This is a genomic window from uncultured Granulicatella sp. (assembly GCF_963545075.1).
Lineage (GTDB): Bacteria > Bacillota > Bacilli > Lactobacillales > Aerococcaceae > Granulicatella.
This window is the reverse complement of sequence record NZ_CAUUHX010000010.1, coordinates 17,902-39,461: the sequence shown is the minus strand read 5'-3', so window position 1 is coordinate 39,461 and position 21,560 is coordinate 17,902. Positions and strand designations below refer to the sequence as shown.

The 21,560-nt window shown below is 36.3% G+C and carries 40 protein-coding genes; all 40 read right to left on the bottom strand.

The features are described from left to right. Window positions 1–73 precede the first annotated feature (73 nt). The 40 genes from RWZ86_RS02715 to RWZ86_RS02520 all read right to left on the bottom strand — a co-directional run bounded on the left by RWZ86_RS02715 (window position 74) and on the right by RWZ86_RS02520 (window position 21,464). On the bottom strand, window positions 74–808 hold the full coding sequence (locus RWZ86_RS02715; protein ID WP_314679778.1) for an alpha/beta hydrolase: 735 nt from the start codon (window positions 806–808) through the stop codon (window positions 74–76). Between the two features lie 81 nt (window positions 809–889). After that, complete coding sequence (locus tag RWZ86_RS02710; protein ID WP_314679777.1) at window positions 890–2,134, bottom strand: aminopeptidase; 1,245 nt, start codon at window positions 2,132–2,134, stop codon at window positions 890–892. Between the two features lie 59 nt (window positions 2,135–2,193). Next, on the bottom strand, window positions 2,194–2,946 hold the full coding sequence (gene truA, locus RWZ86_RS02705) for a tRNA pseudouridine(38-40) synthase TruA (protein WP_314679775.1): 753 nt from the start codon (window positions 2,944–2,946) through the stop codon (window positions 2,194–2,196). A gap of 107 nt (window positions 2,947–3,053) precedes the next feature. Next, window positions 3,054–3,443 carry a hypothetical protein gene (locus tag RWZ86_RS02700; protein ID WP_314679773.1) on the bottom strand — a complete coding sequence of 130 codons (390 nt, stop codon included), beginning with the start codon at window positions 3,441–3,443 and terminating at the stop codon, window positions 3,054–3,056. A gap of 5 nt (window positions 3,444–3,448) precedes the next feature. Then, window positions 3,449–4,249 (bottom strand): energy-coupling factor transporter transmembrane component T, encoded by an 801-nt coding sequence (locus tag RWZ86_RS02695; protein ID WP_314679771.1) that lies wholly within the window; start codon window positions 4,247–4,249, stop codon window positions 3,449–3,451. Between the two features lie 3 nt (window positions 4,250–4,252). After that, the gene (locus RWZ86_RS02690; protein ID WP_314679769.1) at window positions 4,253–5,110 is read right to left on the bottom strand and encodes an energy-coupling factor ABC transporter ATP-binding protein; all 858 of its coding nucleotides are present in this window, start codon (window positions 5,108–5,110) and stop codon (window positions 4,253–4,255) included. Then, entirely contained in the window at window positions 5,086–5,937 is an 852-nt protein-coding gene (locus tag RWZ86_RS02685) for an energy-coupling factor ABC transporter ATP-binding protein (RefSeq protein ID WP_314679767.1), read from the bottom strand. The genes RWZ86_RS02690 and RWZ86_RS02685 overlap by 25 nt, the downstream gene beginning before the upstream one ends. Window positions 5,938–6,175: 238 nt before the next feature. After that, a complete protein-coding gene (rplQ, locus tag RWZ86_RS02680) occupies window positions 6,176–6,556 on the bottom strand; it encodes a 50S ribosomal protein L17 (RefSeq protein ID WP_006703294.1) in 381 nt (126 codons plus the stop codon). A gap of 32 nt (window positions 6,557–6,588) precedes the next feature. Continuing rightward, window positions 6,589–7,533, bottom strand: a complete 945-nt coding sequence (locus RWZ86_RS02675) for a DNA-directed RNA polymerase subunit alpha (protein WP_314078328.1) — start codon at window positions 7,531–7,533, stop codon at window positions 6,589–6,591. A gap of 70 nt (window positions 7,534–7,603) precedes the next feature. After that, window positions 7,604–7,990: a 30S ribosomal protein S11 gene (gene rpsK, locus RWZ86_RS02670; protein ID WP_005607440.1), complete on the bottom strand. Its 387-nt coding sequence runs from the start codon at window positions 7,988–7,990 to the stop codon at window positions 7,604–7,606. Window positions 7,991–8,017: 27 nt separating this feature from the next. Continuing rightward, on the bottom strand, window positions 8,018–8,383 hold the full coding sequence (rpsM, locus tag RWZ86_RS02665) for a 30S ribosomal protein S13 (RefSeq protein WP_006703292.1): 366 nt from the start codon (window positions 8,381–8,383) through the stop codon (window positions 8,018–8,020). 23 nt (window positions 8,384–8,406) lie between these two features. Next, a complete protein-coding gene (gene rpmJ, locus RWZ86_RS02660; protein WP_005607444.1) occupies window positions 8,407–8,520 on the bottom strand; it encodes a 50S ribosomal protein L36 in 114 nt (37 codons plus the stop codon). 35 nt (window positions 8,521–8,555) lie between these two features. Next, a complete protein-coding gene (gene infA, locus RWZ86_RS02655; RefSeq protein ID WP_005607446.1) occupies window positions 8,556–8,774 on the bottom strand; it encodes a translation initiation factor IF-1 in 219 nt (72 codons plus the stop codon). Between the two features lie 112 nt (window positions 8,775–8,886). Then, window positions 8,887–9,546: an adenylate kinase gene (locus tag RWZ86_RS02650; RefSeq protein ID WP_314111481.1), complete on the bottom strand. Its 660-nt coding sequence runs from the start codon at window positions 9,544–9,546 to the stop codon at window positions 8,887–8,889. Between the two features lie 68 nt (window positions 9,547–9,614). Then, window positions 9,615–10,913: a preprotein translocase subunit SecY gene (gene secY, locus RWZ86_RS02645; protein ID WP_314679763.1), complete on the bottom strand. Its 1,299-nt coding sequence runs from the start codon at window positions 10,911–10,913 to the stop codon at window positions 9,615–9,617. Further along, window positions 10,913–11,353, bottom strand: coding sequence for a 50S ribosomal protein L15 (gene rplO, locus RWZ86_RS02640; protein WP_314078323.1), 441 nt, complete (start codon window positions 11,351–11,353; stop codon window positions 10,913–10,915). Before rplO ends, secY begins: the two co-directional genes overlap by 1 nt. 32 nt (window positions 11,354–11,385) lie before the next feature. Further along, complete coding sequence (gene rpmD / locus RWZ86_RS02635; protein WP_006703288.1) at window positions 11,386–11,565, bottom strand: 50S ribosomal protein L30; 180 nt, start codon at window positions 11,563–11,565, stop codon at window positions 11,386–11,388. A gap of 13 nt (window positions 11,566–11,578) precedes the next feature. Beyond that, window positions 11,579–12,079, bottom strand: coding sequence for a 30S ribosomal protein S5 (rpsE, locus tag RWZ86_RS02630; RefSeq protein WP_006703287.1), 501 nt, complete (start codon window positions 12,077–12,079; stop codon window positions 11,579–11,581). Between the two features lie 21 nt (window positions 12,080–12,100). Then, window positions 12,101–12,466 carry a 50S ribosomal protein L18 gene (rplR, locus tag RWZ86_RS02625; RefSeq protein ID WP_040507629.1) on the bottom strand — a complete coding sequence of 122 codons (366 nt, stop codon included), beginning with the start codon at window positions 12,464–12,466 and terminating at the stop codon, window positions 12,101–12,103. Window positions 12,467–12,525: 59 nt separating this feature from the next. Next, entirely contained in the window at window positions 12,526–13,062 is a 537-nt protein-coding gene (gene rplF, locus RWZ86_RS02620; RefSeq protein ID WP_006703285.1) for a 50S ribosomal protein L6, read from the bottom strand. A gap of 26 nt (window positions 13,063–13,088) precedes the next feature. Then, complete coding sequence (gene rpsH, locus RWZ86_RS02615) at window positions 13,089–13,487, bottom strand: 30S ribosomal protein S8 (protein WP_314679760.1); 399 nt, start codon at window positions 13,485–13,487, stop codon at window positions 13,089–13,091. Between the two features lie 32 nt (window positions 13,488–13,519). After that, complete coding sequence (locus RWZ86_RS02610) at window positions 13,520–13,705, bottom strand: type Z 30S ribosomal protein S14 (RefSeq protein ID WP_005607459.1); 186 nt, start codon at window positions 13,703–13,705, stop codon at window positions 13,520–13,522. 26 nt (window positions 13,706–13,731) lie between these two features. Further along, window positions 13,732–14,271 (bottom strand): 50S ribosomal protein L5, encoded by a 540-nt coding sequence (gene rplE, locus RWZ86_RS02605; RefSeq protein WP_006703283.1) that lies wholly within the window; start codon window positions 14,269–14,271, stop codon window positions 13,732–13,734. A gap of 24 nt (window positions 14,272–14,295) precedes the next feature. Then, window positions 14,296–14,607: a 50S ribosomal protein L24 gene (gene rplX, locus RWZ86_RS02600; RefSeq protein ID WP_006703282.1), complete on the bottom strand. Its 312-nt coding sequence runs from the start codon at window positions 14,605–14,607 to the stop codon at window positions 14,296–14,298. 30 nt (window positions 14,608–14,637) lie between these two features. Beyond that, window positions 14,638–15,006, bottom strand: a complete 369-nt coding sequence (rplN, locus tag RWZ86_RS02595; RefSeq protein ID WP_005607465.1) for a 50S ribosomal protein L14 — start codon at window positions 15,004–15,006, stop codon at window positions 14,638–14,640. Window positions 15,007–15,044: 38 nt separating this feature from the next. Next, the gene (gene rpsQ, locus RWZ86_RS02590; RefSeq protein ID WP_006703281.1) at window positions 15,045–15,311 is read right to left on the bottom strand and encodes a 30S ribosomal protein S17; all 267 of its coding nucleotides are present in this window, start codon (window positions 15,309–15,311) and stop codon (window positions 15,045–15,047) included. A gap of 24 nt (window positions 15,312–15,335) precedes the next feature. Next, window positions 15,336–15,542: a 50S ribosomal protein L29 gene (gene rpmC, locus RWZ86_RS02585; RefSeq protein WP_006703280.1), complete on the bottom strand. Its 207-nt coding sequence runs from the start codon at window positions 15,540–15,542 to the stop codon at window positions 15,336–15,338. After that, window positions 15,532–15,966 (bottom strand): 50S ribosomal protein L16, encoded by a 435-nt coding sequence (rplP, locus tag RWZ86_RS02580; protein ID WP_005607470.1) that lies wholly within the window; start codon window positions 15,964–15,966, stop codon window positions 15,532–15,534. The genes rpmC and rplP overlap by 11 nt, the downstream gene beginning before the upstream one ends. A gap of 2 nt (window positions 15,967–15,968) precedes the next feature. Beyond that, window positions 15,969–16,631 carry a 30S ribosomal protein S3 gene (gene rpsC, locus RWZ86_RS02575; RefSeq protein WP_006703277.1) on the bottom strand — a complete coding sequence of 221 codons (663 nt, stop codon included), beginning with the start codon at window positions 16,629–16,631 and terminating at the stop codon, window positions 15,969–15,971. 3 nt (window positions 16,632–16,634) lie between these two features. Further along, the gene (gene rplV, locus RWZ86_RS02570; RefSeq protein ID WP_006703275.1) at window positions 16,635–16,991 is read right to left on the bottom strand and encodes a 50S ribosomal protein L22; all 357 of its coding nucleotides are present in this window, start codon (window positions 16,989–16,991) and stop codon (window positions 16,635–16,637) included. A 19-nt stretch (window positions 16,992–17,010) separates the two neighbouring features. Beyond that, window positions 17,011–17,292, bottom strand: a complete 282-nt coding sequence (gene rpsS / locus RWZ86_RS02565; protein WP_006703273.1) for a 30S ribosomal protein S19 — start codon at window positions 17,290–17,292, stop codon at window positions 17,011–17,013. 51 nt (window positions 17,293–17,343) lie between these two features. Continuing rightward, window positions 17,344–18,174: a 50S ribosomal protein L2 gene (rplB, locus tag RWZ86_RS02560; RefSeq protein WP_314111474.1), complete on the bottom strand. Its 831-nt coding sequence runs from the start codon at window positions 18,172–18,174 to the stop codon at window positions 17,344–17,346. Window positions 18,175–18,214: 40 nt separating this feature from the next. Continuing rightward, on the bottom strand, window positions 18,215–18,505 hold the full coding sequence (gene rplW, locus RWZ86_RS02555; RefSeq protein WP_006703269.1) for a 50S ribosomal protein L23: 291 nt from the start codon (window positions 18,503–18,505) through the stop codon (window positions 18,215–18,217). After that, entirely contained in the window at window positions 18,505–19,128 is a 624-nt protein-coding gene (gene rplD, locus RWZ86_RS02550) for a 50S ribosomal protein L4 (protein ID WP_227932295.1), read from the bottom strand. Before rplD ends, rplW begins: the two co-directional genes overlap by 1 nt. A 26-nt stretch (window positions 19,129–19,154) precedes the next feature. Then, window positions 19,155–19,787, bottom strand: a complete 633-nt coding sequence (gene rplC / locus RWZ86_RS02545) for a 50S ribosomal protein L3 (RefSeq protein ID WP_006703267.1) — start codon at window positions 19,785–19,787, stop codon at window positions 19,155–19,157. Window positions 19,788–19,812: 25 nt separating this feature from the next. After that, window positions 19,813–20,121: a 30S ribosomal protein S10 gene (rpsJ, locus tag RWZ86_RS02540; RefSeq protein WP_039849279.1), complete on the bottom strand. Its 309-nt coding sequence runs from the start codon at window positions 20,119–20,121 to the stop codon at window positions 19,813–19,815. Window positions 20,122–20,504: 383 nt separating this feature from the next. Next, entirely contained in the window at window positions 20,505–20,732 is a 228-nt protein-coding gene (locus RWZ86_RS02535; protein ID WP_314679755.1) for a hypothetical protein, read from the bottom strand. Window positions 20,733–20,768: 36 nt separating this feature from the next. Continuing rightward, window positions 20,769–20,996: a hypothetical protein gene (locus RWZ86_RS02530; protein WP_314679754.1), complete on the bottom strand. Its 228-nt coding sequence runs from the start codon at window positions 20,994–20,996 to the stop codon at window positions 20,769–20,771. 30 nt (window positions 20,997–21,026) lie between these two features. Beyond that, window positions 21,027–21,260 (bottom strand): hypothetical protein, encoded by a 234-nt coding sequence (locus tag RWZ86_RS02525; RefSeq protein ID WP_314679752.1) that lies wholly within the window; start codon window positions 21,258–21,260, stop codon window positions 21,027–21,029. Window positions 21,261–21,272: 12 nt separating this feature from the next. Continuing rightward, entirely contained in the window at window positions 21,273–21,464 is a 192-nt protein-coding gene (locus RWZ86_RS02520) for a hypothetical protein (protein ID WP_314355066.1), read from the bottom strand. Window positions 21,465–21,560: the final 96 nt, after the last annotated feature.

Genomic DNA, 21,560 nt, shown 5'->3' with positions numbered 1-21,560 from the left:
CAGACTAAATTCAACTGATTTCTAAACTAGAATTTAGATTGAGAATTTACCAATTCTAGCTATAAACAGCAAACTATTTTAGCTGTTTCATAAATCCCGTCATTTTTTCAATTACTTTCTGTTGTTGTTCATCATTTGAAATCGAAGCTTTTCCATCGCCCTTTTGTTCACCATACATTCCGAATCCACTATGATTTCCACCTTGAATCATGAGTTCTTTACTAGACTTCGGTAAACGAGCCTTACTTGCTTCATATTTGTCCCAGTTCAAAACCTTATCCTGACTTGCTACAATCGATAAAACTGGAATAGAGCTACTACTGAAATCAACACTTTTATCTGGATAACTAGCGAGTAAAATCAGTCCTGCTAAGTAATTGTCCTTTTGTAATTTTACAGCATCTAAACTTGCAACAACTCCCCCTAAAGAATGTCCTGCTACATATACTTTATCCAAATTCTCTTCTTTTACAATTGTTTCCATTGTTCCCATTTCAAAAATCGGTAAGTTCAATGAAGATTCAATCACATAAGTCGTAATGCCATTCTTAGCTAACCCTTCGGCAATCCCAACATAAGCTTGAGGTTCAACTAAAGCCCCCGTATAAAATAATAGAGTTGCTTGTTTTTCTCCCTTTGCCTCAAATCGATAATACTGATTCTTTTTTACATAAGAATGCTCATTCCATTTCTCGATTGCTTCAGGAGTTCCCCGATAAGTAAACATCAGAATGAATCCATAAAATAGTAAAATCAGTGCAAATAATGCTCCAAAAATTCCATAAAACCATTTTCTTTGTCGAGTCATACTTTCAACCTCCTTCATTTTTAAAGTAAAAAACATCCCATCCATCTGACTATAGCAATGGATAGGATGCTTTCAATGTCATTAAATAGCCCAGTCTCCATTACGGAAGATTGGTACAACTGTTCCGTCTTCACGAATACCGTCAACATTCATATTTGGACCACCAATCATGAAGTCCACATGAATATCAGAACGGTTTAAACCAGCAGCAGCTAATTCTTCTTCTGTTTCGAATTTCTCTCCACCTTTAACACTTGTCGCATACGCTGAACCAATTGCTAAGTGGTTAGAAGCATTTTCATCATATAATGTATTAAAGAATGTAATTCCTGATTGAGAAATTGGAGAAGGGTCACTTACTAAGGCAACTTCTCCTAATCCACGAGCACCCATATTTTCGAATACTAAATCTTTCATTACTTGGTCACCTTTTTCAGCAGAAACTTCTACGATTTGACCATCTTTAAAAGTAACTTTGATTCCTTCGATAATATTTCCATTATAACTTAATGGTTTTGTACTTGTTACATAACCATCTGCTACACGATAATCTGGAGCTGAGAACACTTCTTCTGTAGGCATATTTGCAATAAAGTGTTCACCTTGCGCATTATAGCTTCCAGCACTTTCCCAAACATGGTTTTTAGGCATTCCAAGAGTTAAGTCAGTTCCTGGTGCAGTGTAATGTAATTTAACAAATTGTTCTTTATTTAAAACAGCTGCTTTTTTGTCTAATTTTTCTTCATGTTCTTTCCAAGCTGCAACTGGATCATCTGCATACACTCGGCAAGTTGTAAAGATTTGATTCCATAATAAATCTACAGCTTCTTCAGTTGATTTTGCTTCTGGGAATACTTTCTTAGCCCATGCGCTACCTGCTGCAGCTGCTACTGTCCAGCTTATTTTATTCGATTGACCTGCAATACGCATTGGTTTTAAAGCAACACTTGTAGCTTTCATTGATTTTGCAAGACGACTTGTATCTACTCCATTTAATGCATCTGGATCTTTAGAGACAATGCTTAAACGACTTGCTTTATGGTCTAATAAATAATGCATTTCTTGTACTTTATATTCTGGAACTGTCGTAATACGATCTTCCGCTGCATATAATAAACGCTCACGGTTGATTTCATCATCACTCCATTGAACGATAACTTCACTTGCTCCTAATTGATATGCTTCTTTTACTAATAAGCGTGCAAAAGGTGCTTGTTCCACTTCTGCATAAATTACTACAGTATGTCCTGGTTGAACATTAATCCCTGTAGACACTAGTAATTTTGCATATTTTTGTAAATTTACATCAAAATTTTCTAATACCATCAAATCTCTCCTTTAAATTAAATCCTTTTCTATTGTAACATACTCTTGATAAAACTGCATTATTCCTTTTCTTCATAGAAAACTTCATCTAAATACAAGCCTTGAGGTGGAGCTGTAGGTCCTGCTTTTTGTCGATCCATTGCTACTAAAATATTTTTCATATCTGAAACAGGTCGCAAGCCATCCCCAATTTGTAAACTCGTCCCCACTAATATACGAATCATATTATATAAAAATCCATTTCCTTCGAAGGTGAAGACTAATTCCCCATCTTTTTCTACAACTTCTGCTTTCGTAACTGTTCTAACTTTTGACTCCTTATCTGTCTTTGTAGAACAAAAGCTTGTAAAATCATGTTCGCCAATAGCCGCTTGTAAAGCTTCATTCATGTTATCCACATTCACTCGATAAGGATGGTGAAGAGTATATAAACGACTAAATGGATTTACGAATTTTTGAATATTTACACGATAAATGTATCGTTTTCCCGTCACACTATATCTAGCATGAAATTCATCACTAACTGCCATTACTTTTTTTGCAGAAATATCATCCGGTAATAAACTGTTTAAAGCTCTCTGTAAATTCTCTTCTTCAATGTTTGTCGGATAATCAAAATGAATGACTTGCCCATTTGCATGTACGCCTGAATCTGTTCTACCTGAACCGCAAACCGGAATATACAATCCCTTTGTCATTTTTCGTAATGCTTTATTTAATTCTGCTTGAATACTATTGCCATTTTCTTGTACTTGAAACCCTACATAATTCGTTCCATCATAGCTTAAAATGACTTTATAACGAAATCCCACTCGATTTCCTCCTTCATGATTTCTTCGACTAATTGTACCATATTCCTATTCAAAAAGTGAAAAAGACTTCCCCGTAGTAAGAAAATCATTCTACTACGGAAAAGTCTTTAATTTAATTGTTGTTTAATTAAGCGTACAACTACTGCTTTTAACGAATCTAAATGTTTAGAAATATCTTGTACATTTTTATAAATCATAAAATCTACAACAGTATTATCTAGCCACAAATCAAAAATATAATCCCAAGTGGTATTTGAAATTTGTAAATTTGAATGTGCTAATAAATAAGGATAGTCTCTTTGAAGTTTTCTAACTCCACGCTGAATTTCTGCTAAATCCTTATTCAGTGCTGAAATTTGTCTTCTCTTAAAAAAATTTAAAATGAGACTATCACTAAAAAAATCAAAAAACATCCATGATTTTAATTTCTTCATTCGTGTTTCAGCATGATAGATTTTTCTTAATAGATATCTTAATAGTGTTAAATCATTCTCCATCTTTATCACTGTCCTCTAAAAACTATTAAAGCAATGGTTAAAACAACAAGAGTAAGTGCTGTTACTCCATCTTTCTTTCCGTATGTTAACACACGATATTTTGTTCTACCTGTTCCACCTTGATATCCTCTAGCTTCCATTGCGGTCGCTAAATCTTCTGCACGATTAAATGAACTCACAAATAACGGAATTAAAATCGGGATAATAGCTTTCATTTGTTCAAATAAATTTCCTTCACCGAAGTCCACTCCACGAGCTCGTTGTGCATTCATAATCTTCTGAGCTTCATCCATTAAAGTTGGAACAAAACGTAAAGCAATTGATAGCATTAAAGCAATCTCATGAACTGGAACACCAATTTTCCCTAATGGTTTCATAATGGATTCCATTGCATCTGCAATTTGTAAAGGCGGTGTTGTTAAAGTCATTAATGTAGAAATAAAAATAATCAATACAAAACGCAAGAAAATATAAATCGCATTAATCACCCCAAATGAAGTAATTTTAATAAAGCCCCATTCAAAGTACACATCTCCACCAGTTGTAAACAACATTTGCAATACAACGGTAAATAAAATAACCCATAATAGAGGTTTTACCCCATTCCAAAAGAACTTCATTGGAATTTTAGAAGCTAATAAAGCTACTAATGTAAAAATCGCTAAAATTAAATACGTTAACCAATTATTTGCAAGGAATATAATAATGATGAATACAAATGTAGAAATAAATTTTGTACGAGGATCTAATTGATGAACAAAAGAGTCCCCTTGTAAATAACGTCCTAATAATAATTTATCTAACATTTCTTAATTCACCCCACGTTCTTCTAAGATAGCATCTGCTAACTCATCTAAAGTTAAAGGCATTTTATCCGTATTCCAACCTTTAGATTTTAATTTTTCAACAAAAGCTAATGTTGTTGGAACCCCTAATTGTTTTTCTAATAACCAAGAAGCATCTGCAAACACTTCTTTTGGCGAACCTTCTTTCACAACTTTTCCAGATTCAATGACAACAACATGATCCGCATAATCGCTAACGTCATTCATTTGATGAGTCACTAAAACGATGGTCATATTTTGTTCTTTATTTAGTTTATAAAACATCTCCATCATTTCTAGGCGACCTTTTGGATCTAATCCTGCGGTTGGTTCATCCAATACTAATACTTCCGGTTTCATTGCTAACACGCCTGCAATCGCAACACGTCTCATTTGTCCGCCTGATAAATCAAAAGGTGATTTTTTTAACACATCTGCTGGTAATCCAACAGTTTGAATAACTTCTGCCGCAATATTTAGTGCTTCTTCTTCACTCACGCCAAAGTTTTTAGGACCAAAAGCAATATCTTTTTCTACAGTTTCTTCAAACAATTGTGCTTCAGGAAATTGAAAAACAATCCCAACTTTTTTACGTAAAGGTTTTAAATCTTTATTTCCAGTCGTTGAATCAATTGTTTTATCTCCTAATTCAACAATCCCTTCAGTTGGTTTTAATAACGCATTTAAATGTTGAAGAATTGTTGATTTACCTGAACCAGTATGACCAATAATGGCTACATAAGAACCATCATTAACTGAAAACGAAACATCATGTAACGCTCTCATTTCAAAAGGAGTACCTGCTTGATAAGCAAATCCTACTTGTTTAAAACGGATGTCCATAGCCAGTTCACCAACCCTTCTTCATCTAAATATTCACTTGGAACATTTAAACCTTTTTCTTTTAAGACTGCTTTTAATTTTTCAGAGAAAGGAACATCTAAACCTTTATCCACTAATGTTGTACCCATTTCAAAAATTTCAGAAGGCTTACCAATACGATTCACTTTTCCGCCTTCCATTAATAATACACGATCTGCTTGAGCTGCCTCATCTAAATCATGTGTAATTGAGATAACTGTAATTCCTTTTTCCTTATGAAGTTGTTGAATTGTAGAAATCACTTCATATCTTCCTTGAGGATCTAACATAGACGTAGCTTCGTCTAATATAACTACCTTCGGAGCTAATGCAATCATACCTGCAATCGCAACACGTTGTTTTTGCCCCCCAGATAAACGAGCTGGTTCTTTTTCTTTGAACTGACTCATACGAACCATTTCTAACGAAGCATTGATTTTTTCAATCATTTCATCCCGTGGCATTCCAATGTTTTCTAAGCCGAAAGCAATATCATCTTCCACAGTTGTTCCAACAAATTGATTATCTGGATTTTGAAACACCATCCCTACTTTACGACGTGCCTCATAAACTGAATCTTCCGTTAATAATTGACCGTCGATATAAATTTTTCCACTTGAAGCTTCTAATAAGCCATTCATCATTTTTGCAAGTGTAGACTTTCCTGAGCCATTATGCCCAATAATAGCTAACCATTCTCCCTCATATACGTCCAATGATACATCGGATAATGCTTCTCTCGTATCTTGATCCTGATAATTAAAATGAATATTTTTAATTGAAATAACTGGTTGAGTCAATTTCTTCACCTCTTAACCTTTTATAATATGTATAAAAAACAAAATATGTATATAAACAAAAAAAGACACCTTCATGATGAAGTGCCTTCCCGCCAACGCTGGCGGGGAGACAGCGAGCTAGACTAAATAATCATGAGAAAGAATAAGGCTACTTTACAGTAGCCTCAGACTTCTCATCTCACAACCGCAAGATGATTATTACCATCATGACGCTCATTTCAACCATCGAAAAGTGTTTGTTTATTTATTAAACTAATTCAATGATAACCATTGGTGCAGCATCGCCACGACGAGGTTCAGTTTTAAGAATACGAGTGTATCCACCTTGACGTTCGCTGTAACGTGATGCTAAACCATTGAATAATTTTTGTAATGCAGTTTCAACAACGATTCCTTCGCCTTCTTCACGTACATCTGCTACCTCGTTACGAACATATGCAGCTGCTTGACGACGAGCATGTAAATCTCCACGTTTACCTAAAGTAATCATTTTCTCAACAGTTGAGCGGATTTCTTTAGCACGAGCTTCTGTTGTAACGATGCGTTCGTTAATAATTAAGTCAGTTGTCAAGTCACGTAATAACGCTTTACGTTGTGAACTTGTACGTCCTAATTTACGATAAGCCATTTTTTAATATTCCTCCTTCTTAAGAGTTTCTATTAGTCTTCACGACGTAAATCTAAATTTAATTCGATTAATTTGTGTTTAACTTCTTCAAGCGATTTACGACCTAAGTTACGAACTTTGATCATTTCTGCTTCAGATTTGTTTGTTAATTCTTGTACAGTATTGATTCCCGCACGTTTTAAGCAGTTATAAGAACGAACTGATAAGTCCAATTCTTCAATAGTCATTTCAAGCATCTTCTCTTTTTGAGTTTCTTCTTTTTCGACCATAATTTCTACTTGACGAGTTTCATCTGTTAAATTAACAAAAATATTTAAGTGTTCTGTTAAGATACGAGCTGCTAAACTAATAGCTTCCTCTGGAGAGATAGAACCATCTGTCCATACATCTAACGTTAATTTATCATAAATATTTTTTTGACCAATGCGAGTATTTTCGACTTGGTAGTTCACTTTACTAATCGGAGTATAAATAGAATCAATTGGGATAACACCAATTGGCATATTTTCAGATTTATTATAGTCAGCACGAACATAACCACGACCATTTTTAGCGTTCATACGAACATGGAAGCGATGACCTTCAGCTACTGTACAAATATATAAATCAGGGTTAAGGATTTCGATATCACTATCATGTTTGATATCTCCAGCTGTTACAACAGCAGGACCAACGATATCGATTTCTAACACTTTATCATCTTCGCTAAAAGATTTTAATGCAATTTTCTTAATATTTAAAATGATTGCAGCAACATCTTCTACCACGCCATCTATTGTTGAAAATTCATGTAACACGCCATCCATTTGGATATCTGTTACTGCAGTACCAGGGAGTGACGATAATAGAATACGGCGTAATGAGTTCCCTAATGTAGTACCATAACCGCGTTCAAGTGGCTCAACAACGAATTTACCAAATTTAGCATCTTCGCTGATCTCAATCGTTTCAATTTTTGGTTTTTCAATTTCGATCATTATTATTTACCCCTTTCAAAACGTACGTACAATGTGCGATTGTTCAACAAAATTCAACAATAACAATCCATTACACACGACGGCGTTTTGGAGGACGACATCCATTATGAGGGATTGGTGTTACGTCACGAATTGCTGTAACTTCTAAACCAGTAGCTTGTAATGAACGAATTGCAGCTTCACGACCTGAACCAGGACCTTTAACTGAAACTTCAACTGTTTTCATACCATGCTCCATTGAACCTTTCGCAGCAGATTCAGCAGCCATTTGAGCAGCAAATGGTGTTGATTTTTTAGAACCTTTAAATCCTAAAGCACCTGCAGAAGACCATGAAACAGCATTTCCATGTACATCTGTAATCATAACAATTGTATTATTAAATGTTGAACGGATGTGAGCTACACCAGATTCAATATTCTTTTTCACGCGGCGTTTGCGTACAACTTTCTTTGCCATGAAGAATTAACCTCCTTCTTCTCTAAATTATTTTTTCTTACCTGCAATAGCCTTAGCTGGGCCTTTACGAGTACGAGCATTGTTTTTAGTATTTTGACCACGAACTGGTAAACCACGACGATGGCGAACACCACGATATGAACCAATTTCCATCAAACGTTTGATGTTTAAGTTCACTTCACGACGTAAGTCACCTTCAATTTTTAGTTTATCCACTTCTGCACGGATACGGTCTAATTCATCATTTGATAAATCACGAACACGAGTATCTTCACTTACATTAGCAGCAGCTAATACTTGTTTAGAAGTCGTAACACCGATACCGTAGATATAGGTTAAAGAAATAACAACACGTTTTTCACGTGGAATATCCACACCTGCAATACGAGCCATACTTTTAAGTACCTCCTTATAAATTATCCTTGACGTTGTTTATGTTTGGGATTTTGACAAATCACCATAACTTTACCATTGCGTTTAATTACTTTACATTTTTCGCAAATTGGTTTTACTGATGCTCTAACTTTCATTTAAGTTCCCTCCTTTATATCATTAACGGAGTCCATTATTTAAAGCGATATGTGATTCTTCCGCGCGTTAAATCGTAAGGTGATAATTCAACCGTTACTTTATCGCCCGGTAAAATCTTAATATAGTGCATCCGGATTTTACCAGATACATGCGCTAAAACCTCATGACCATTTTCAAGTTCGACCTTGAACATCGCATTTGGTAATGTTTCATTAACAATACCTTCAATTTCAATTACGTCTTCCTTTGCCATGCTTCATCCTCCTCACTTTTAAAAAGTTGTTACGGATTTTACTGACGGACTTCTACCGTTATCTAACTTTCTAATTATACCATTTCAGCTACAATAAATGCAAGATAACAGGTTAAGCTTGGTGCGGTTCGCCCATAATTGATTGAATTGTGTTAAACAAATGATCAATCCCGCTTTCACCATCTACATTATGTAAAACTTCTTTTGCATTGTAGTAGTTTAAGATTGGTTTTGATTGTTCAATATTAATTTGAATACGATTTTCAACAGTTTCAGGTTTGTCATCTTCACGTTGGTAGAAATCGTGTTCTCCACAACGATCACATGTGCCTTCTACTTTAGTTGGTTTATTGATTTTGTGATAAGTAGCTCCACAGTTTCTGCAAATGAAACGTCCAGTTAGACGTTGCATTAAAATTTCTGGATTTACATCAATATTGATAACAGCATCAATTTTACGACCTAATTCATCCATAATTTTATCAAGTGCTTCTGCTTGAGCTTGAGTTCTTGGAAAACCATCCAATAAAAATCCGTTTTTAGTATCGTCTGCTTGTAAACGTTCCTTAACAATTCCATTAGTAACTTCATCAGGTACTAATTCACCTTTATCCATGAAAGATTTAGCTTTTAGTCCTAACTCTGTTCCTTGTTGCATAGCAGCACGGAACATATCACCAGTTGAAATATGTGGAATGTTATAAGTAGCAACAATTTTTTCTGCTTGAGTTCCTTTACCTGCTCCAGGTAAGCCCATTAAAATAATATTCATAATTTCTCCTTTACATTGTAGATGAAGAAAAGACAAAACATTCAAAAATATTTTGTCAATCTTCCTCATTACTCTTGGATAAACCCTTTATATTTACGTTTAATTGCTCGGCCTTCAATTTGACGGCTAATTTCAAGTGCAACCCCAACTACGATTAGTAAGTTTGTTCCACCTAACATTAAACCACGTGGTAGACTCCACAAAGCTGCAGCAATCATAGGTAATAGTGAAATACCACCTAAATAAAGTGCTCCGACTGTACTCAATCTTAAAAGCATTCCAGAAATATAATGTTCTGTCTCTTTACCAGGTCTTACACTTAAGATGTAACCACCTTGTTTTTGTAAGTTTTCCGCAACTTTTTCAGGGTTAACTTGTACAAATGCATAGAAGTAAGTAAATACTACTATTAAAAAGATATATAAACTTGCACCTGCTGGTTTTTGGTAATCAAATATATTTGTTGCAACTTGATACCAACTTGCCTCACTGTATTGGCCGTGAACAGCACTTAAAACAGTTTGTGGCAATGCTATAAACGAACTTGCAAAAATTACTGGAATAACCCCTGCAGAGTTAATCTTCAATGGTAACCATGAAGCTTCGCTAGCTCCAGTTGGTCGTTTAGAGTATGAAATTGGTAAACGACGTTGCGCTTGCTCAATGAATACTACTAACATAACCACTAGGATAATTGCAACTGCAAGAGCAGCTGTAAATCCATAAGCTCGATACAACTCTTCATCGGCTTTTCCTTGTAATTGATTGACATAAAATTCATAAATATCATGTGGCATACGAGCTACAATCCCTGCAAAGATTATAATAGATACCCCATTACTAATCCCATTAACAGTGATCATATCACCTAGCCATGTAACAAACATTGTTCCTGCAGTTAAAACTAACGCAATCAACAAGTATGTTGAAATACCAGGATTGTTAATTAATCCATAGTTTGCATAAGCATTGAAACCAAATGAAATCGCAAATGCTTGGAAGAAACCAATTACGATTGTTAAATAACGAGTAGCGGTATTTAATTTACGTCGACCAACTTCCCCTTGTTTAGACCATTCTACGAATGTAGGAAGGATGTCCATTTGTAATAATTGAACTACGATTGACGCAGTGATGTAAGGCGAAACTCCCATCGAAAAGATAGAGAAGTTCGATAGCGCCCCACCACTAAATGTATTTAAAATACCAAAGAAACCTGTTGATGCAAATGTTTCAATTGCTGATGCATTAACACCAGGAACTGTAATATGCGTACCAATTCGGAATACCACTAATACCATTAGTGTATATAAAAGACGTTGTCTAATATCCTTGGTTGTAATCGCATTTTTTAGTAGAGAGAACATTAAATCACCTCTACAGTTCCACCTGCAGCTTCAATTGCTTCTTTTGCTGCTTGAGAGAATTTATTTGCTTTAACAGTTAACTTACGTTCAAGTTTTCCGTTTGCTAATACTTTGATACCGTCTTTCTCGTTTTTAACGATACCAGCCTCAACTAGTACAGCAGCAGTCACTTCTTGACCATCTTCGAAACGGTTTAATGTTTCTAGATTTACGACTGCATATTCTTTACGATTGATATTTTGGAAACCACGTTTTGGTAAACGACGGAACAATGGAGTTTGTCCACCTTCGAATCCTAATCTAACGCCACCGCCTGAACGAGCTTTTTGACCTTTGCTTCCGCGTCCAGCAGTTTTTCCGTTTCCTGAACCTTGACCTCTACCAACACGGTTACGTTCTTTACGTGAACCTGCTGCTGGTTGTAATTCATGAAGTTTCATGTTTCGGGCACCTCCTCTTATAAGTTGATTAATTAAACTTCCTCAACATCCACTAGATGTGATACTGTGTTAACCATGCCTTTGATAGCATCGTTAGCTGGTTTTACAACTGTTGAACGAATTTTTGTTAAGCCTAATGCTTTACAAGTATCAATTTGGTTTTGAGGACGTCCAATCAAGCTTTTCTTTAAAGTGATCTTTAATTCTGCCATTTTCTATGTCCTCCTATCCTAATAATTCTTCAACTGATTTGCCACGTAATGCAGCAACATCTTCAACACGTTTTAATTGTTTCAAACCTTCGATTGTAGCACGAACCATGTTTACAGGTGTGTTTGAACCTAAAGATTTTGAAGTTACATCAGCGATACCTGCTAATTCAACAACGGCACGAACTGGTCCACCTGCGGCAACTCCTGAACCGGCTTGAGCTGGTTTAAGTAATACATTACCACCGCAGAAACGTCCGATAACTTCGTGAGGAATTGTAGAACCACTTGTAGGTACTTCAATTAAGTTTTTCTTAGCATCTTCGATTGCTTTACGGATAGCTTCTGGAACTTCTTGAGCTTTACCAGTACCGAATCCAACATGTCCATTACGGTCACCTACAACAACTAAAGCAGCAAAACGTAAACGACGTCCACCTTTAACAACTTTTGTTACGCGGTTAATCGCAACTACACGATCTTCTAATTCTAAGTTTCTTGCATCAATATTAACCATGAATTGTGGGTCCTCCTTTTCCTAGAATACTAGTCCATTTTCACGTGCAGCTTCAGCTAAAGCTTTTACACGTCCATGGTATAAGTATCCACCACGGTCAAAGACTACTTTCTTAATATTTTTTTCAAGTCCACGTTCTGCAATTAATTTACCAACTGCAACAGCTTCCTCTGTTTTTGTTCCATTTTCTACATTTGTATCTAAAGTAGAGGCACTTGCTAGCGTCACACCCGCTACGTCATCAATTAGTTGAGCGTAGATGTTTTTGTTAGAACGAAAAACGTTCAAGCGTGGGCACTCAGCAGTACCAGAAATTTTGCGACGAACACGTGCGTGACGGTTTTGACGCACTTTATTTTTGTCTGGTTTTGTAATCACAATTTTCACCTCTTATAATATATTTTTATGCGACTAATAGCGCAACAAAAGGTAAATAATTACGAAAATTATTTACCTGTTTTACCTTCTTTACGACGTACAAATTCATTAACGTAACGAATACCTTTACCTTTATATGGTTCTGGTGGACGTACGCCACGAATGTTAGCAGCTAATTCGCCAACTTTTTGTTTGTCATAACCTTTTACGATAACTTTAGTATTTGAAGGAACTTCGATTTCAATTCCTTCTTCCGGTGTGAATTCCACTGGATGAGAATATCCAACGTTTAATACAAGTTTTTTACCTTGTAATTGAGCACGATACCCAACCCCGATTAATTCCAATTCTCTTTGGAATCCTTCAGTAACACCAACAACCATGTTGTTGAATACTGCGCGAGTTGTTCCGTGGATTGTTTTGTTTTCTTTAGAGTCATCTGGACGAGTGAAAACAACTTCACCTTCGTTTTGAACTAATGTGATATTTTGGTTGAATGTATATGATAATTCACCTTTTGGACCTTTAACAGTTACTGTATTGTCCTTTAAGTCGATTGTTACACCTGCTGGGATAACAACTGGTTTATTTCCGATACGGCTCACTTGGCTGCACCTCCTTGTTTTCTAGATTACCAAACGTATGCTAGAACTTCTCCACCTACGTTTTTAGCTCTTGCTTCTTTGTCTGTAATAACACCTTCAGATGTTGATACGATAGCGATACCTAAACCGTTTAATACTTTAGGAACTTCGCCTGTTTTAGCGTACACACGTAAACCAGGTTTAGAAATACGTTTCAATCCTGTGATTACACGTTCGTTATTTTTTCCATATTTCAAGAATACTTTCATGACACCTTGTTTGCCATCTTCTTCAACTGTGAAGTCTTTGATAAATCCTTCAGATTTTAAGATGTTAGCAATAGCCACTTTAATATTTGATGACGGAACTTCTAAAGATTCGTGACGAACCATGTTCGCATTACGAATACGAGTTAAGAAATCCGCGATTGGATCTGTCATAACCATTAATGAGTACCTCCTTTATCAAGTAGTAATGATTACCAACTTGCTTTCTTCATTCCTGGGATTTGCCCTTTATAGGCAAGCTCACGTAAACAAATACGGCAAAGTTTGAATTTACGATAAACTGAATGTGGTCGACCACAACGTTCACAACGAGTATATTCTTGTGTTGAATATTTTTTTGGACGTTTGTTCTTTGCGATCATTGATTTTTTAGCCAAACTACTCGCCTCCTGTGAGTTTTATTTTATTTTTGGAAAGGCATTCCAAGTTGAGTTAATAATTCTTTAGCTTCTTCGTCTGATTTAGCAGTAGTTACGATAACGATATCCATACCACGTACTTTGTCTACGCGATCGTAGTCAATTTCAGGGAAGATTAATTGTTCTTTCACACCTAAAGTGTAGTTTCCACGTCCGTCAAATGATTTTTTAGAGATTCCACGGAAGTCACGTACACGAGGTAATGAAACTGTTACTAATTTATCTAAGAAATCGTACATACGTTCACCACGTAAAGTAACTTTAGTACCGATAGGCATACCTTCACGTAAACGGAAACCAGCGATAGATTTTTTAGCTGTAGTAACAACTGGTTTTTGACCAGAAATTAATGTTAATTCTTCAACTGCTTTTTCTAAGTTTTTAGCGTTTGATGTTGCATCACCAACACCCATGTTGATAACGATTTTTTCTACTTTAGGTACTTCCATAATTGATTTGTAGTTAAACTTTTCCATTAAAGAAGCTACCACTTCGTTTTTGTATTTTGCATTTAAGCGATTCATGCAGGATGGTCCTCCTTCCTAAAATTACTTATCTAGTACTTCGCCTGTGCGTTTAGACACGCGAACTTTTTTACCATTTTCAACCTTGTAGCTAACACGTGTAGCTGCACCTGTTGAAGGGTCAATTAGCATTACGTTTGAAACATGAATTGGTGCTTCCATTTCAACTACGCCGCCTGTTTGGTTAGCTTGAGATGGTTTTTGATGTTTCTTAACAATGTTCACACCTTCAACAAGAACTCGGTTTTGTTTTGGAAAACTTTTTAGGATTACTCCTTCTTTTCCTTTGTATTTACCTGAGATTACTTTAACTTTATCACCAGTTTTTACGTGCATGTGTTACACCTCCTTCGATTTTGATGAGAATTATAATACTTCTGGAGCTAATGAAACGATCTTCATATAGTTGTTATCACGTAATTCACGTGCAACTGGTCCAAAGATACGTGTTCCACGAGGGCTCTTGTCATCACGAATGATTACACATGCGTTTTCGTCGAATTTAATGTAAGAACCGTCTTTACGACGAGCTCCTGATTTCGTACGAACGATTACAGCTTTAACAACGTCACCTTTTTTAACAACCCCACCTGGTGTTGCTTGTTTAACAGATGCAACGATTACGTCACCGATGTTAGCTGTTTTGCGGCCAGATCCGCCTAGAACTCTAATTGTCAATACTTCACGAGCGCCTGAGTTGTCAGCCACTTTTAAACGAGTTTCTGTTTGAATCACTATTGGTTCCTCCTTTCAAATGTATACACAATTTGAAATTAAATAATTACTGCTTCTTCAACAATCTCAACTAAACGGAAACGTTTTGTTGCTGACAATGGACGAGTTTCCATGATCTTAACAATATCACCGATTTTAGCTGAGTTATTTTCATCATGAGCTACAAATTTTTTCGTATATTTAACGCGTTTTCCGTAAGTTTTGTGACGTTTGTAAGTTTCAATAGCAACTACAATAGTCTTTTCCATCTTATCTGAAACAACGCGACCTTGATATACTTTACGTTGGTTACGTTCTACAGTCATGTTCATTGCCTCCTTTGCTGATGATTATTTTTGCAATTCTTCTTGACGCAATGCAGTCTTGATACGCGCAATTTGTTTACGTACTTCACGAATGCGTGCTGTACCTTCTAATTGACCAGTAGCAAGTTGGAATCGTAAGTTGAATAGTTCTTGCTTTAATTCTTTTTCTTTTTCAACAAGTTCAGCAGTGGATAACCCTTTAAGTTCTTTTCTAAGTGCATTAACCTTCATTCGATTCACCACCATTTTCTTCGCGTTTCACAAATTTTGTTTTAACTGGCAATTTGTGTGATGCCAAACGTAAAGCTTCACGAGCTACTTCTTCTGAAACTCCAGCAATTTCAAACATGACTTTACCACGTTTAACTGGTGCTACCCAACCTTCAGGTGCCCCTTTACCAGAACCCATACGTACCCCGATAGCTTTAGCTGTGTATGATTTGTGAGGGAAAATTTTAATCCATACTTTCCCACCACGTTTCATATAACGAGTCATTGCAATACGAGCTGCTTCGATTTGACGGTTTGTAATCCAGTGAGATTCTGTTGCTTGTAAACCGTATGTACCGAATACTACTTCTTTACCACCTTTAGCTTCCCCGCGCATTTTTCCACGGAATTCACGACGGTGTTTTACACGTTTTGGTACTAACATGTTTATTTCCCTCCTTTCTCAGAGTTGTTGTTCTTTCTTGTTGGTAATACTTCGTCACGGTAAATCCAAGTTTTAACACCTAATTTTCCGTAAGTTGTATCTGCTTCTTCCCAAGCGTAGTCAATATCTGCACGTAATGTGTGTAATGGAACTGTTCCTTCAGAATAGCTTTCTGAACGAGCGATATCTGCACCGTTTAAACGACCTGATACCATTGTTTTAATTCCTTTAGCACCTGCACGCATTGTACGTTGGATAGCTTGTTTTTGTGCACGACGGAAAGCGATACGACGTTCTAAGTCGCGAGCAATTCCTTCAGCAACTAATTTTGCATCTAAATCAGGTTTTTTGATTTCCACGATGTTGATGTGTACTTTTTTACCTGTTAATTTGTTTAAGTTTGTACGTAATTTATCAACTTCAGATCCACCTTTACCGATAACCATACCAGGTTTTGCAGTGTGGATTGAAACATTAACGCGGTTAGCTGCACGTTCAACTTCAATTGTTGAAACGCTAGCGTCGCTTAATTGTTTACGGATATAATCACGGATTTTTAAATCTTCATGCAAGAATTCTGCGAAATCTTTTTCTGCGTACCATTTTGAATCCCAGTCACGGATGATTCCGACACGCATTCCAATTGGATGAATTTTTTGACCCACTGATTATCCCTCCTTCTTCTCTGATACCACTACAGTGATGTGGCTTGTGCGTTTTAAGATTTGTGAAGCTGAACCTTTAGCACGTGGACGGAAACGTTTCATTGTTGGTCCTTCGTTCACGTATGCTTCGCTTACATATAAGTTTTCAACATCTAAGTCGAAATTGTGTTCAGCATTTGCGATTGCAGACATCAATACTTTTTCTACGATTGGTGAAGCTGCACGTGGTGTGAATTTCAAGATTGAAATTGCATCACCGATTTTTTTACCTCTAATTAGATCGACAACAAGACGAGCTTTACGAGGCGCAATACGAACTGTTTTTGCAACTGCTTTTGCAGATGTGATTTGTTCTGACATAGTTTAAGTCCTCCCCTCGTTATTTACGTTTACTCTTCTTATCATCATTTGCATGACCACGGTAAGTTCTTGTTGGTGCGAATTCACCAAGTTTGTGTCCTACCATGTCTTCTTGAATATAAACTGGAACATGTTTTCTGCCGTCATATACAGCAATTGTTTGTCCAACAAAGTTTGGGAAAATTGTTGAACGACGAGACCAAGTTTTGATCACTACTTTTTTGTCGCTTCCTTGAGCTGCTTCAACCTTTTTCATCAAATGTTCATCGACGAAAGGTCCTTTTTTCAAACTACGACCCATTATGGAAATCCTCCTTCCAAAATTTTAATAGAATCAGATTTGTTTTAATAATTATTTTTTACGACCACGAACAATAAGTTTGTTTGAACGAGCTTTCTTGCTGCGAGTCTTGTATCCAAGAGCTGGTTTACCCCATGGAGATACTGGTGTTGGACGTCCGATTGGAGCACGACCTTCACCACCACCGTGTGGGTGATCGTTAGGGTTCATTACAGATCCACGAACTTCTGGACGTTTACGTTTCCAACGAGCACGACCAGCTTTACCAATATTAATTAATTCATGTTGTTCATTACCAACAGTACCGATTGTTGCACGGCAAGTTGCTAAGATCATACGAACTTCACCTGAGTTCAAACGAACTAAAGTGTATTTACCTTCTTGACCAAGTACTTGAGCACTTGTACCAGCTGAACGAACTAATTGTCCGCCTTTACCTGGTTTTGTTTCAATGTTGTGGATAACAGTACCGACTGGAATGTTTCCTAATGGTAATGCATTACCTACTTTAATATCAGCGTTAACGCCTGATTCGATACGTTGTCCTACTTGTAAACCTTTTGGAGCAATGATATATGCTTTCACACCATCAACATAGTGAATTAAAGCAATATTTGCTGAACGGTTTGGATCGTACTCGATTGAGTGAACAACTCCTTCAACGTTATCTTTGTTACGTTTGAAGTCAATCACACGATAAGCACGTTTGTGTCCGCCACCTTGGTGACGTACAGTGATTTTACCTTGGCTGTTACGACCAGCGTTGTTTTTTGATGATTCTAACAAAGTTTTTTCTGGTGTTGACTTTGTAATTTCGCTGAAATCATAACCTGTCATATTACGACGGCCGTTTGAGGTTGGATTATATTTTTTAATCGCCACGTCTAATTCCTCCTATATAGTAGTAGTTTTGCTTCGAAGATTATGCTTCTTCAGCGAAGATTTGAATATCTTTTGAGTCTTTTGTAAGCTTCACGATTGCTTTACGACGTTTGTTTGTGTAACCAGCATAGCGGCCAACACGTTTGAATTTAGCACGTACATTTAAGATGTTAACTTTTTCTACTTTAACACCAAAAATTTCTTCTACGGCTTGACGTACTTCGATTTTGTTTGCGCGTACGTCTACTTCGAAAGTATATTTCTTTTCGTCAGTAGCAAGCATTGAAGCTTCAGTAATGATTGGGCGTTTGATTACGTCACGTGCATCCATTATTGAAGTCCCTCCTCTACTTTAGAAAGAGCAGCTTGTGTTAATACTAATTTATCGTTGTTTACAACATCTAAAACAGTAACTTGTGTTTCGTCAACAACTGTTACGTTTGGAATGTTACGTGCAGCTAATTGTGCAAATTCGTTTGAAGATTCAACAACTACTAACACTTTTGTGTCAACTTTTAAGTTAGCTAATACTTGTGCAAACTCTTTTGTTTTTGGTGCGTCGAATTGTAATGCTTCCACTACAACAAGCTTTTGATCTAATACTTTTTGTGATAATACTGATTTAATCGCTAAGCGACGTACTTTTCTTGGTAATTTGTAACTATATGAACGAGGTGTTGGTCCGAATACAATACCTCCGCCACGCCATTGTGGTGAACGGATTGATCCTTGACGAGCACGACCAGTTCCTTTTTGGCGCCATGGTTTACGGCCGCCTCCGCTTACTGCACTACGGTTTTTAACTGCGTGAGTTCCTTGACGTAATGAAGCGCGTTGCATGATTACTGCGTCGAATACTACATTTTCATTTGGTTCAATTCCGAAGATGTCTGAGTTTAACTCAATTTCTCCATTTGTTGTTCCATCTTGTTTGTATAATGTAACTTTTGTCATTCTCTCGTTCCTCCTTCCTTACTGAATTATTTTGATTTAATAGCTGTTTTAATTTCTACTAATGATTTTTTAGATCCTGGTACATTACCTTTGATTAAGATAACGTTACGTTCTGCATCAACTTTAACCACTTCAAGATTTTGAATAGTGATACGGTTGCCACCCATTTGTCCAGGTAAAGCTTTACCTTTGAATACGCGTGATGGGAATGATGCTCCACCCATTGAACCAGGACGACGGTGGTAACGAGAACCGTGAGCCATTGGTCCACGAGATTGACCATGACGTTTAATCGCACCTTGGAAACCTTTTCCTTTAGATGTTCCTGTTACGTCAACGATGTCACCTGCTTTAAATACATCCACAGTGATTTCTTGTCCTACTTCGTACTCGCTAAGCTCGACATTGTTGAATTCACGAATGAAGCGCTTAGGAGTAGCATTTGCTTTTGCTACATGACCTTTTGCAGGGCGATTTGATAAAACTTCACGTAAGTCGTCGAAACCTAATTGAACAGCTTCGTAACCGTCGTTTTCGATTGTTTTTAATTGAAGAACAACGTTTGGAGTTACTTCTACAACTGTTACAGGAATAAGTTCACCTGCTTCTGTAAAGTATTGAGTCATCCCTACTTTTTTGCCTAAGATTCCTTTGGTCATGGTTACACCTCCATTTTTCTATAAATTATAATTTGATTTCGATGTCAACGCCACTTGGTAAATCAAGTTTCATTAAGGCATCAACAGTTTTTGGTGTTGGATTGACAATGTCAATCAAACGTTTGTGAGTACGCATTTCAAATTGTTCGCGAGAATCTTTATATTTGTGAGTCGCACGAATAACTGTATATAGCGATCTTTCTGTAGGCAATGGAATTGGACCAGCTACGCTAGCACCAGTTCTTTTTGCTGTTTCTACGATTTTTTCCGCTGATTGATCAAGCGCACGGTGTTCGTAAGCTTTCAAACGGATACGGATTTTTTGTTTTGCCATTTTCTTTCCTCCTTCGTCTAATGTTGTCATAAGACTAGCTCCACGCGAATTTCCGACGTTTCCCTTTCGTGGCAAAGCGTCCGGGTGTGTCGCAACCTCTCGTTTCATAGCTACCCCTGTTTCCTTTACAGGGGGTATCGCACGTGGGCATACTTATCCCCCTACGACACTTTTAATAGTATACATGCTAATTTATAAAAATGCAAGCTTTTTTTGTTGATTTATCAATCTTTTTTTATACAAACGCCGCCGTGTGTTTCTTTTCTGTTAAAAAACAGCTAGAAACATTGTTATTTCAACGTTTCTAGCTGTTTCGTTTGAAGCCTTAAAATTCTTGAAAACCAATACAATTTTTATACTTCAAAAATTTATTTTTAAAAATTTTATTTTTTCTTTCTTTCAACAATAGCTGTCACTATGAATAAAAATAAAATCGTAAACAGTAAGATGGAATAAGTAGCATTAAACTCTTCTCCAAACGAATATTTATAGTACAACACATTAAACAATTTTATCAAAACTGGAATGACATTGATAATAATAGCTGCAGTCCAAATTCTTCTCCCGGTAATAACTACTTGTTTTTCTTTACCAGTCTCTTCTTTTCTCATCCTTATTCCTCCTTACATGTTTTCTTTCAAATTGAATTATTTTTTCTCTTTTTCATTACTATCCGTTACTATGAATAAAAGGAAAGTCGGAAGCAGTAACATGAAATAAGTATAATTAAATTCTTCTCCAAGCGAATGTTTAAAATAAAACACATTAAACAGTTTAATCAAAATTAGGATCGCATTGATAATGAGTACCGCTGCCCAAATTGTTCTCCCTGTAATATTCACTTGTTTTTCTTTACCATTTTCATCTTTTCTCATAGTGATTCCTCCTTACACTTCTACGACTTTTTAACTTTCACTTTTTTCTTTTTCAGTACTAGCTGTCACTGCGAATAAAAAGAAAGTTGGAAACAGAGACATGAAATAAGTATAATTAAATTCTTCTCCAAATGAATGTTTGAAATAAAACACATTAAACAGTTTAATCAAAATTAGGATTACATTGATAATGAGTACCGCTGCCCAAATTGTTCTTCCTGTAATATTCACTTGTTTTTCTTTACTATTCTCATCTTTTCTCATTGTTATTCCTCCTTAAACTTCTTCTGAAATCACTCCGAGTAATATCGGAATGAAGAGTACAAACTTTTCTCCTGTTACGTATTCAATAACTGATTCTCCACCAACGAATACTTTCACCATTAATATCGTTAACACTGCAACATAAAACCAGAATAAGTTTTTAAATATTTTTTTCATTTTGTTATTTTCTTTTACTTCTGTCATTCCAATCACTTCCTTTACGTTTTTACATGTTTAGTATACCTAATTCTTCCCTTATCGTTTAGTGCCTAAAGTCACTACTTACCATGACTAAAGTCA

Coding starts and splice junctions, on each gene's coding strand:
- rplE (WP_006703283.1), bottom strand. CDS start 14,271: ATGAATCGCTTAAATGCAAAATACAAAAACGAAGTGGTAGCTTCTTTA.
- RWZ86_RS02535 (WP_314679755.1), bottom strand. CDS start 20,732: ATGAGAAAAGAAGAGACTGGTAAAGAAAAACAAGTAGTTATTACCGGG.
- rpsJ (WP_039849279.1), bottom strand. CDS start 20,121: ATGGCAAAACAAAAAATCCGTATCCGTTTGAAAGCTTACGAACACCGT.
- rpsE (WP_006703287.1), bottom strand. CDS start 12,079: ATGGTTAATATTGATGCAAGAAACTTAGAATTAGAAGATCGTGTAGTT.
- RWZ86_RS02525 (WP_314679752.1), bottom strand. CDS start 21,260: ATGAGAAAAGATGAGAATAGTAAAGAAAAACAAGTGAATATTACAGGA.
- rpsS (WP_006703273.1), bottom strand. CDS start 17,292: ATGGGTCGTAGTTTGAAAAAAGGACCTTTCGTCGATGAACATTTGATG.
- rplV (WP_006703275.1), bottom strand. CDS start 16,991: ATGTCAGAACAAATCACATCTGCAAAAGCAGTTGCAAAAACAGTTCGT.
- RWZ86_RS02675 (WP_314078328.1), bottom strand. CDS start 7,533: ATGATCGAAATTGAAAAACCAAAAATTGAAACGATTGAGATCAGCGAA.
- RWZ86_RS02695 (WP_314679771.1), bottom strand. CDS start 4,249: ATGTTAGATAAATTATTATTAGGACGTTATTTACAAGGGGACTCTTTT.
- rplQ (WP_006703294.1), bottom strand. CDS start 6,556: ATGGCTTATCGTAAATTAGGACGTACAAGTTCACAACGTAAAGCGTTA.
- RWZ86_RS02530 (WP_314679754.1), bottom strand. CDS start 20,996: ATGAGAAAAGATGAAAATGGTAAAGAAAAACAAGTGAATATTACAGGG.
- RWZ86_RS02650 (WP_314111481.1), bottom strand. CDS start 9,546: ATGAATATTATTTTAATGGGCTTACCTGGAGCAGGTAAAGGAACTCAA.
- rpsH (WP_314679760.1), bottom strand. CDS start 13,487: ATGGTTATGACAGATCCAATCGCGGATTTCTTAACTCGTATTCGTAAT.
- rpmD (WP_006703288.1), bottom strand. CDS start 11,565: ATGGCAGAATTAAAGATCACTTTAAAGAAAAGCTTGATTGGACGTCCT.
- rplP (WP_005607470.1), bottom strand. CDS start 15,966: ATGTTAGTACCAAAACGTGTAAAACACCGTCGTGAATTCCGTGGAAAA.
- rpmJ (WP_005607444.1), bottom strand. CDS start 8,520: ATGAAAGTTAGAGCATCAGTAAAACCAATTTGCGAAAAATGTAAAGTA.
- infA (WP_005607446.1), bottom strand. CDS start 8,774: ATGGCAAAGGAAGACGTAATTGAAATTGAAGGTATTGTTAATGAAACA.
- rplO (WP_314078323.1), bottom strand. CDS start 11,353: ATGAAACTTCATGAATTACAACCAGCAGCAGGTTCACGTAAAGAACGT.
- rpsK (WP_005607440.1), bottom strand. CDS start 7,990: ATGGCAAAGAAAGTTGTACGCAAACGCCGCGTGAAAAAGAATATTGAA.
- rplW (WP_006703269.1), bottom strand. CDS start 18,505: ATGGATGCACGTGACGTAATCAAACGCCCAATCATTACTGAAGCTTCA.
- secY (WP_314679763.1), bottom strand. CDS start 10,913: ATGTTCTCTCTACTAAAAAATGCGATTACAACCAAGGATATTAGACAA.
- RWZ86_RS02700 (WP_314679773.1), bottom strand. CDS start 3,443: ATGGAGAATGATTTAACACTATTAAGATATCTATTAAGAAAAATCTAT.
- RWZ86_RS02520 (WP_314355066.1), bottom strand. CDS start 21,464: ATGACAGAAGTAAAAGAAAATAACAAAATGAAAAAAATATTTAAAAAC.
- RWZ86_RS02710 (WP_314679777.1), bottom strand. CDS start 2,134: ATGGTATTAGAAAATTTTGATGTAAATTTACAAAAATATGCAAAATTA.
- rpsM (WP_006703292.1), bottom strand. CDS start 8,383: ATGGCTCGTATTGCAGGTGTGGATATTCCACGTGAAAAACGTGTTGTT.
- RWZ86_RS02690 (WP_314679769.1), bottom strand. CDS start 5,110: ATGGACATCCGTTTTAAACAAGTAGGATTTGCTTATCAAGCAGGTACT.
- rpsQ (WP_006703281.1), bottom strand. CDS start 15,311: ATGACTGTAGAACGTAACCAACGTAAAGTATATCAAGGTCGCGTTGTT.
- rplD (WP_227932295.1), bottom strand. CDS start 19,128: ATGACAAAAGTTACATTATACAAACAAGATGGAACAACAAATGGAGAA.
- rplC (WP_006703267.1), bottom strand. CDS start 19,787: ATGACCAAAGGAATCTTAGGCAAAAAAGTAGGGATGACTCAATACTTT.
- rplX (WP_006703282.1), bottom strand. CDS start 14,607: ATGCACGTAAAAACTGGTGATAAAGTTAAAGTAATCTCAGGTAAATAC.
- rpmC (WP_006703280.1), bottom strand. CDS start 15,542: ATGAAGGTTAATGCACTTAGAAAAGAACTTAAAGGGTTATCCACTGCT.
- RWZ86_RS02715 (WP_314679778.1), bottom strand. CDS start 808: ATGACTCGACAAAGAAAATGGTTTTATGGAATTTTTGGAGCATTATTT.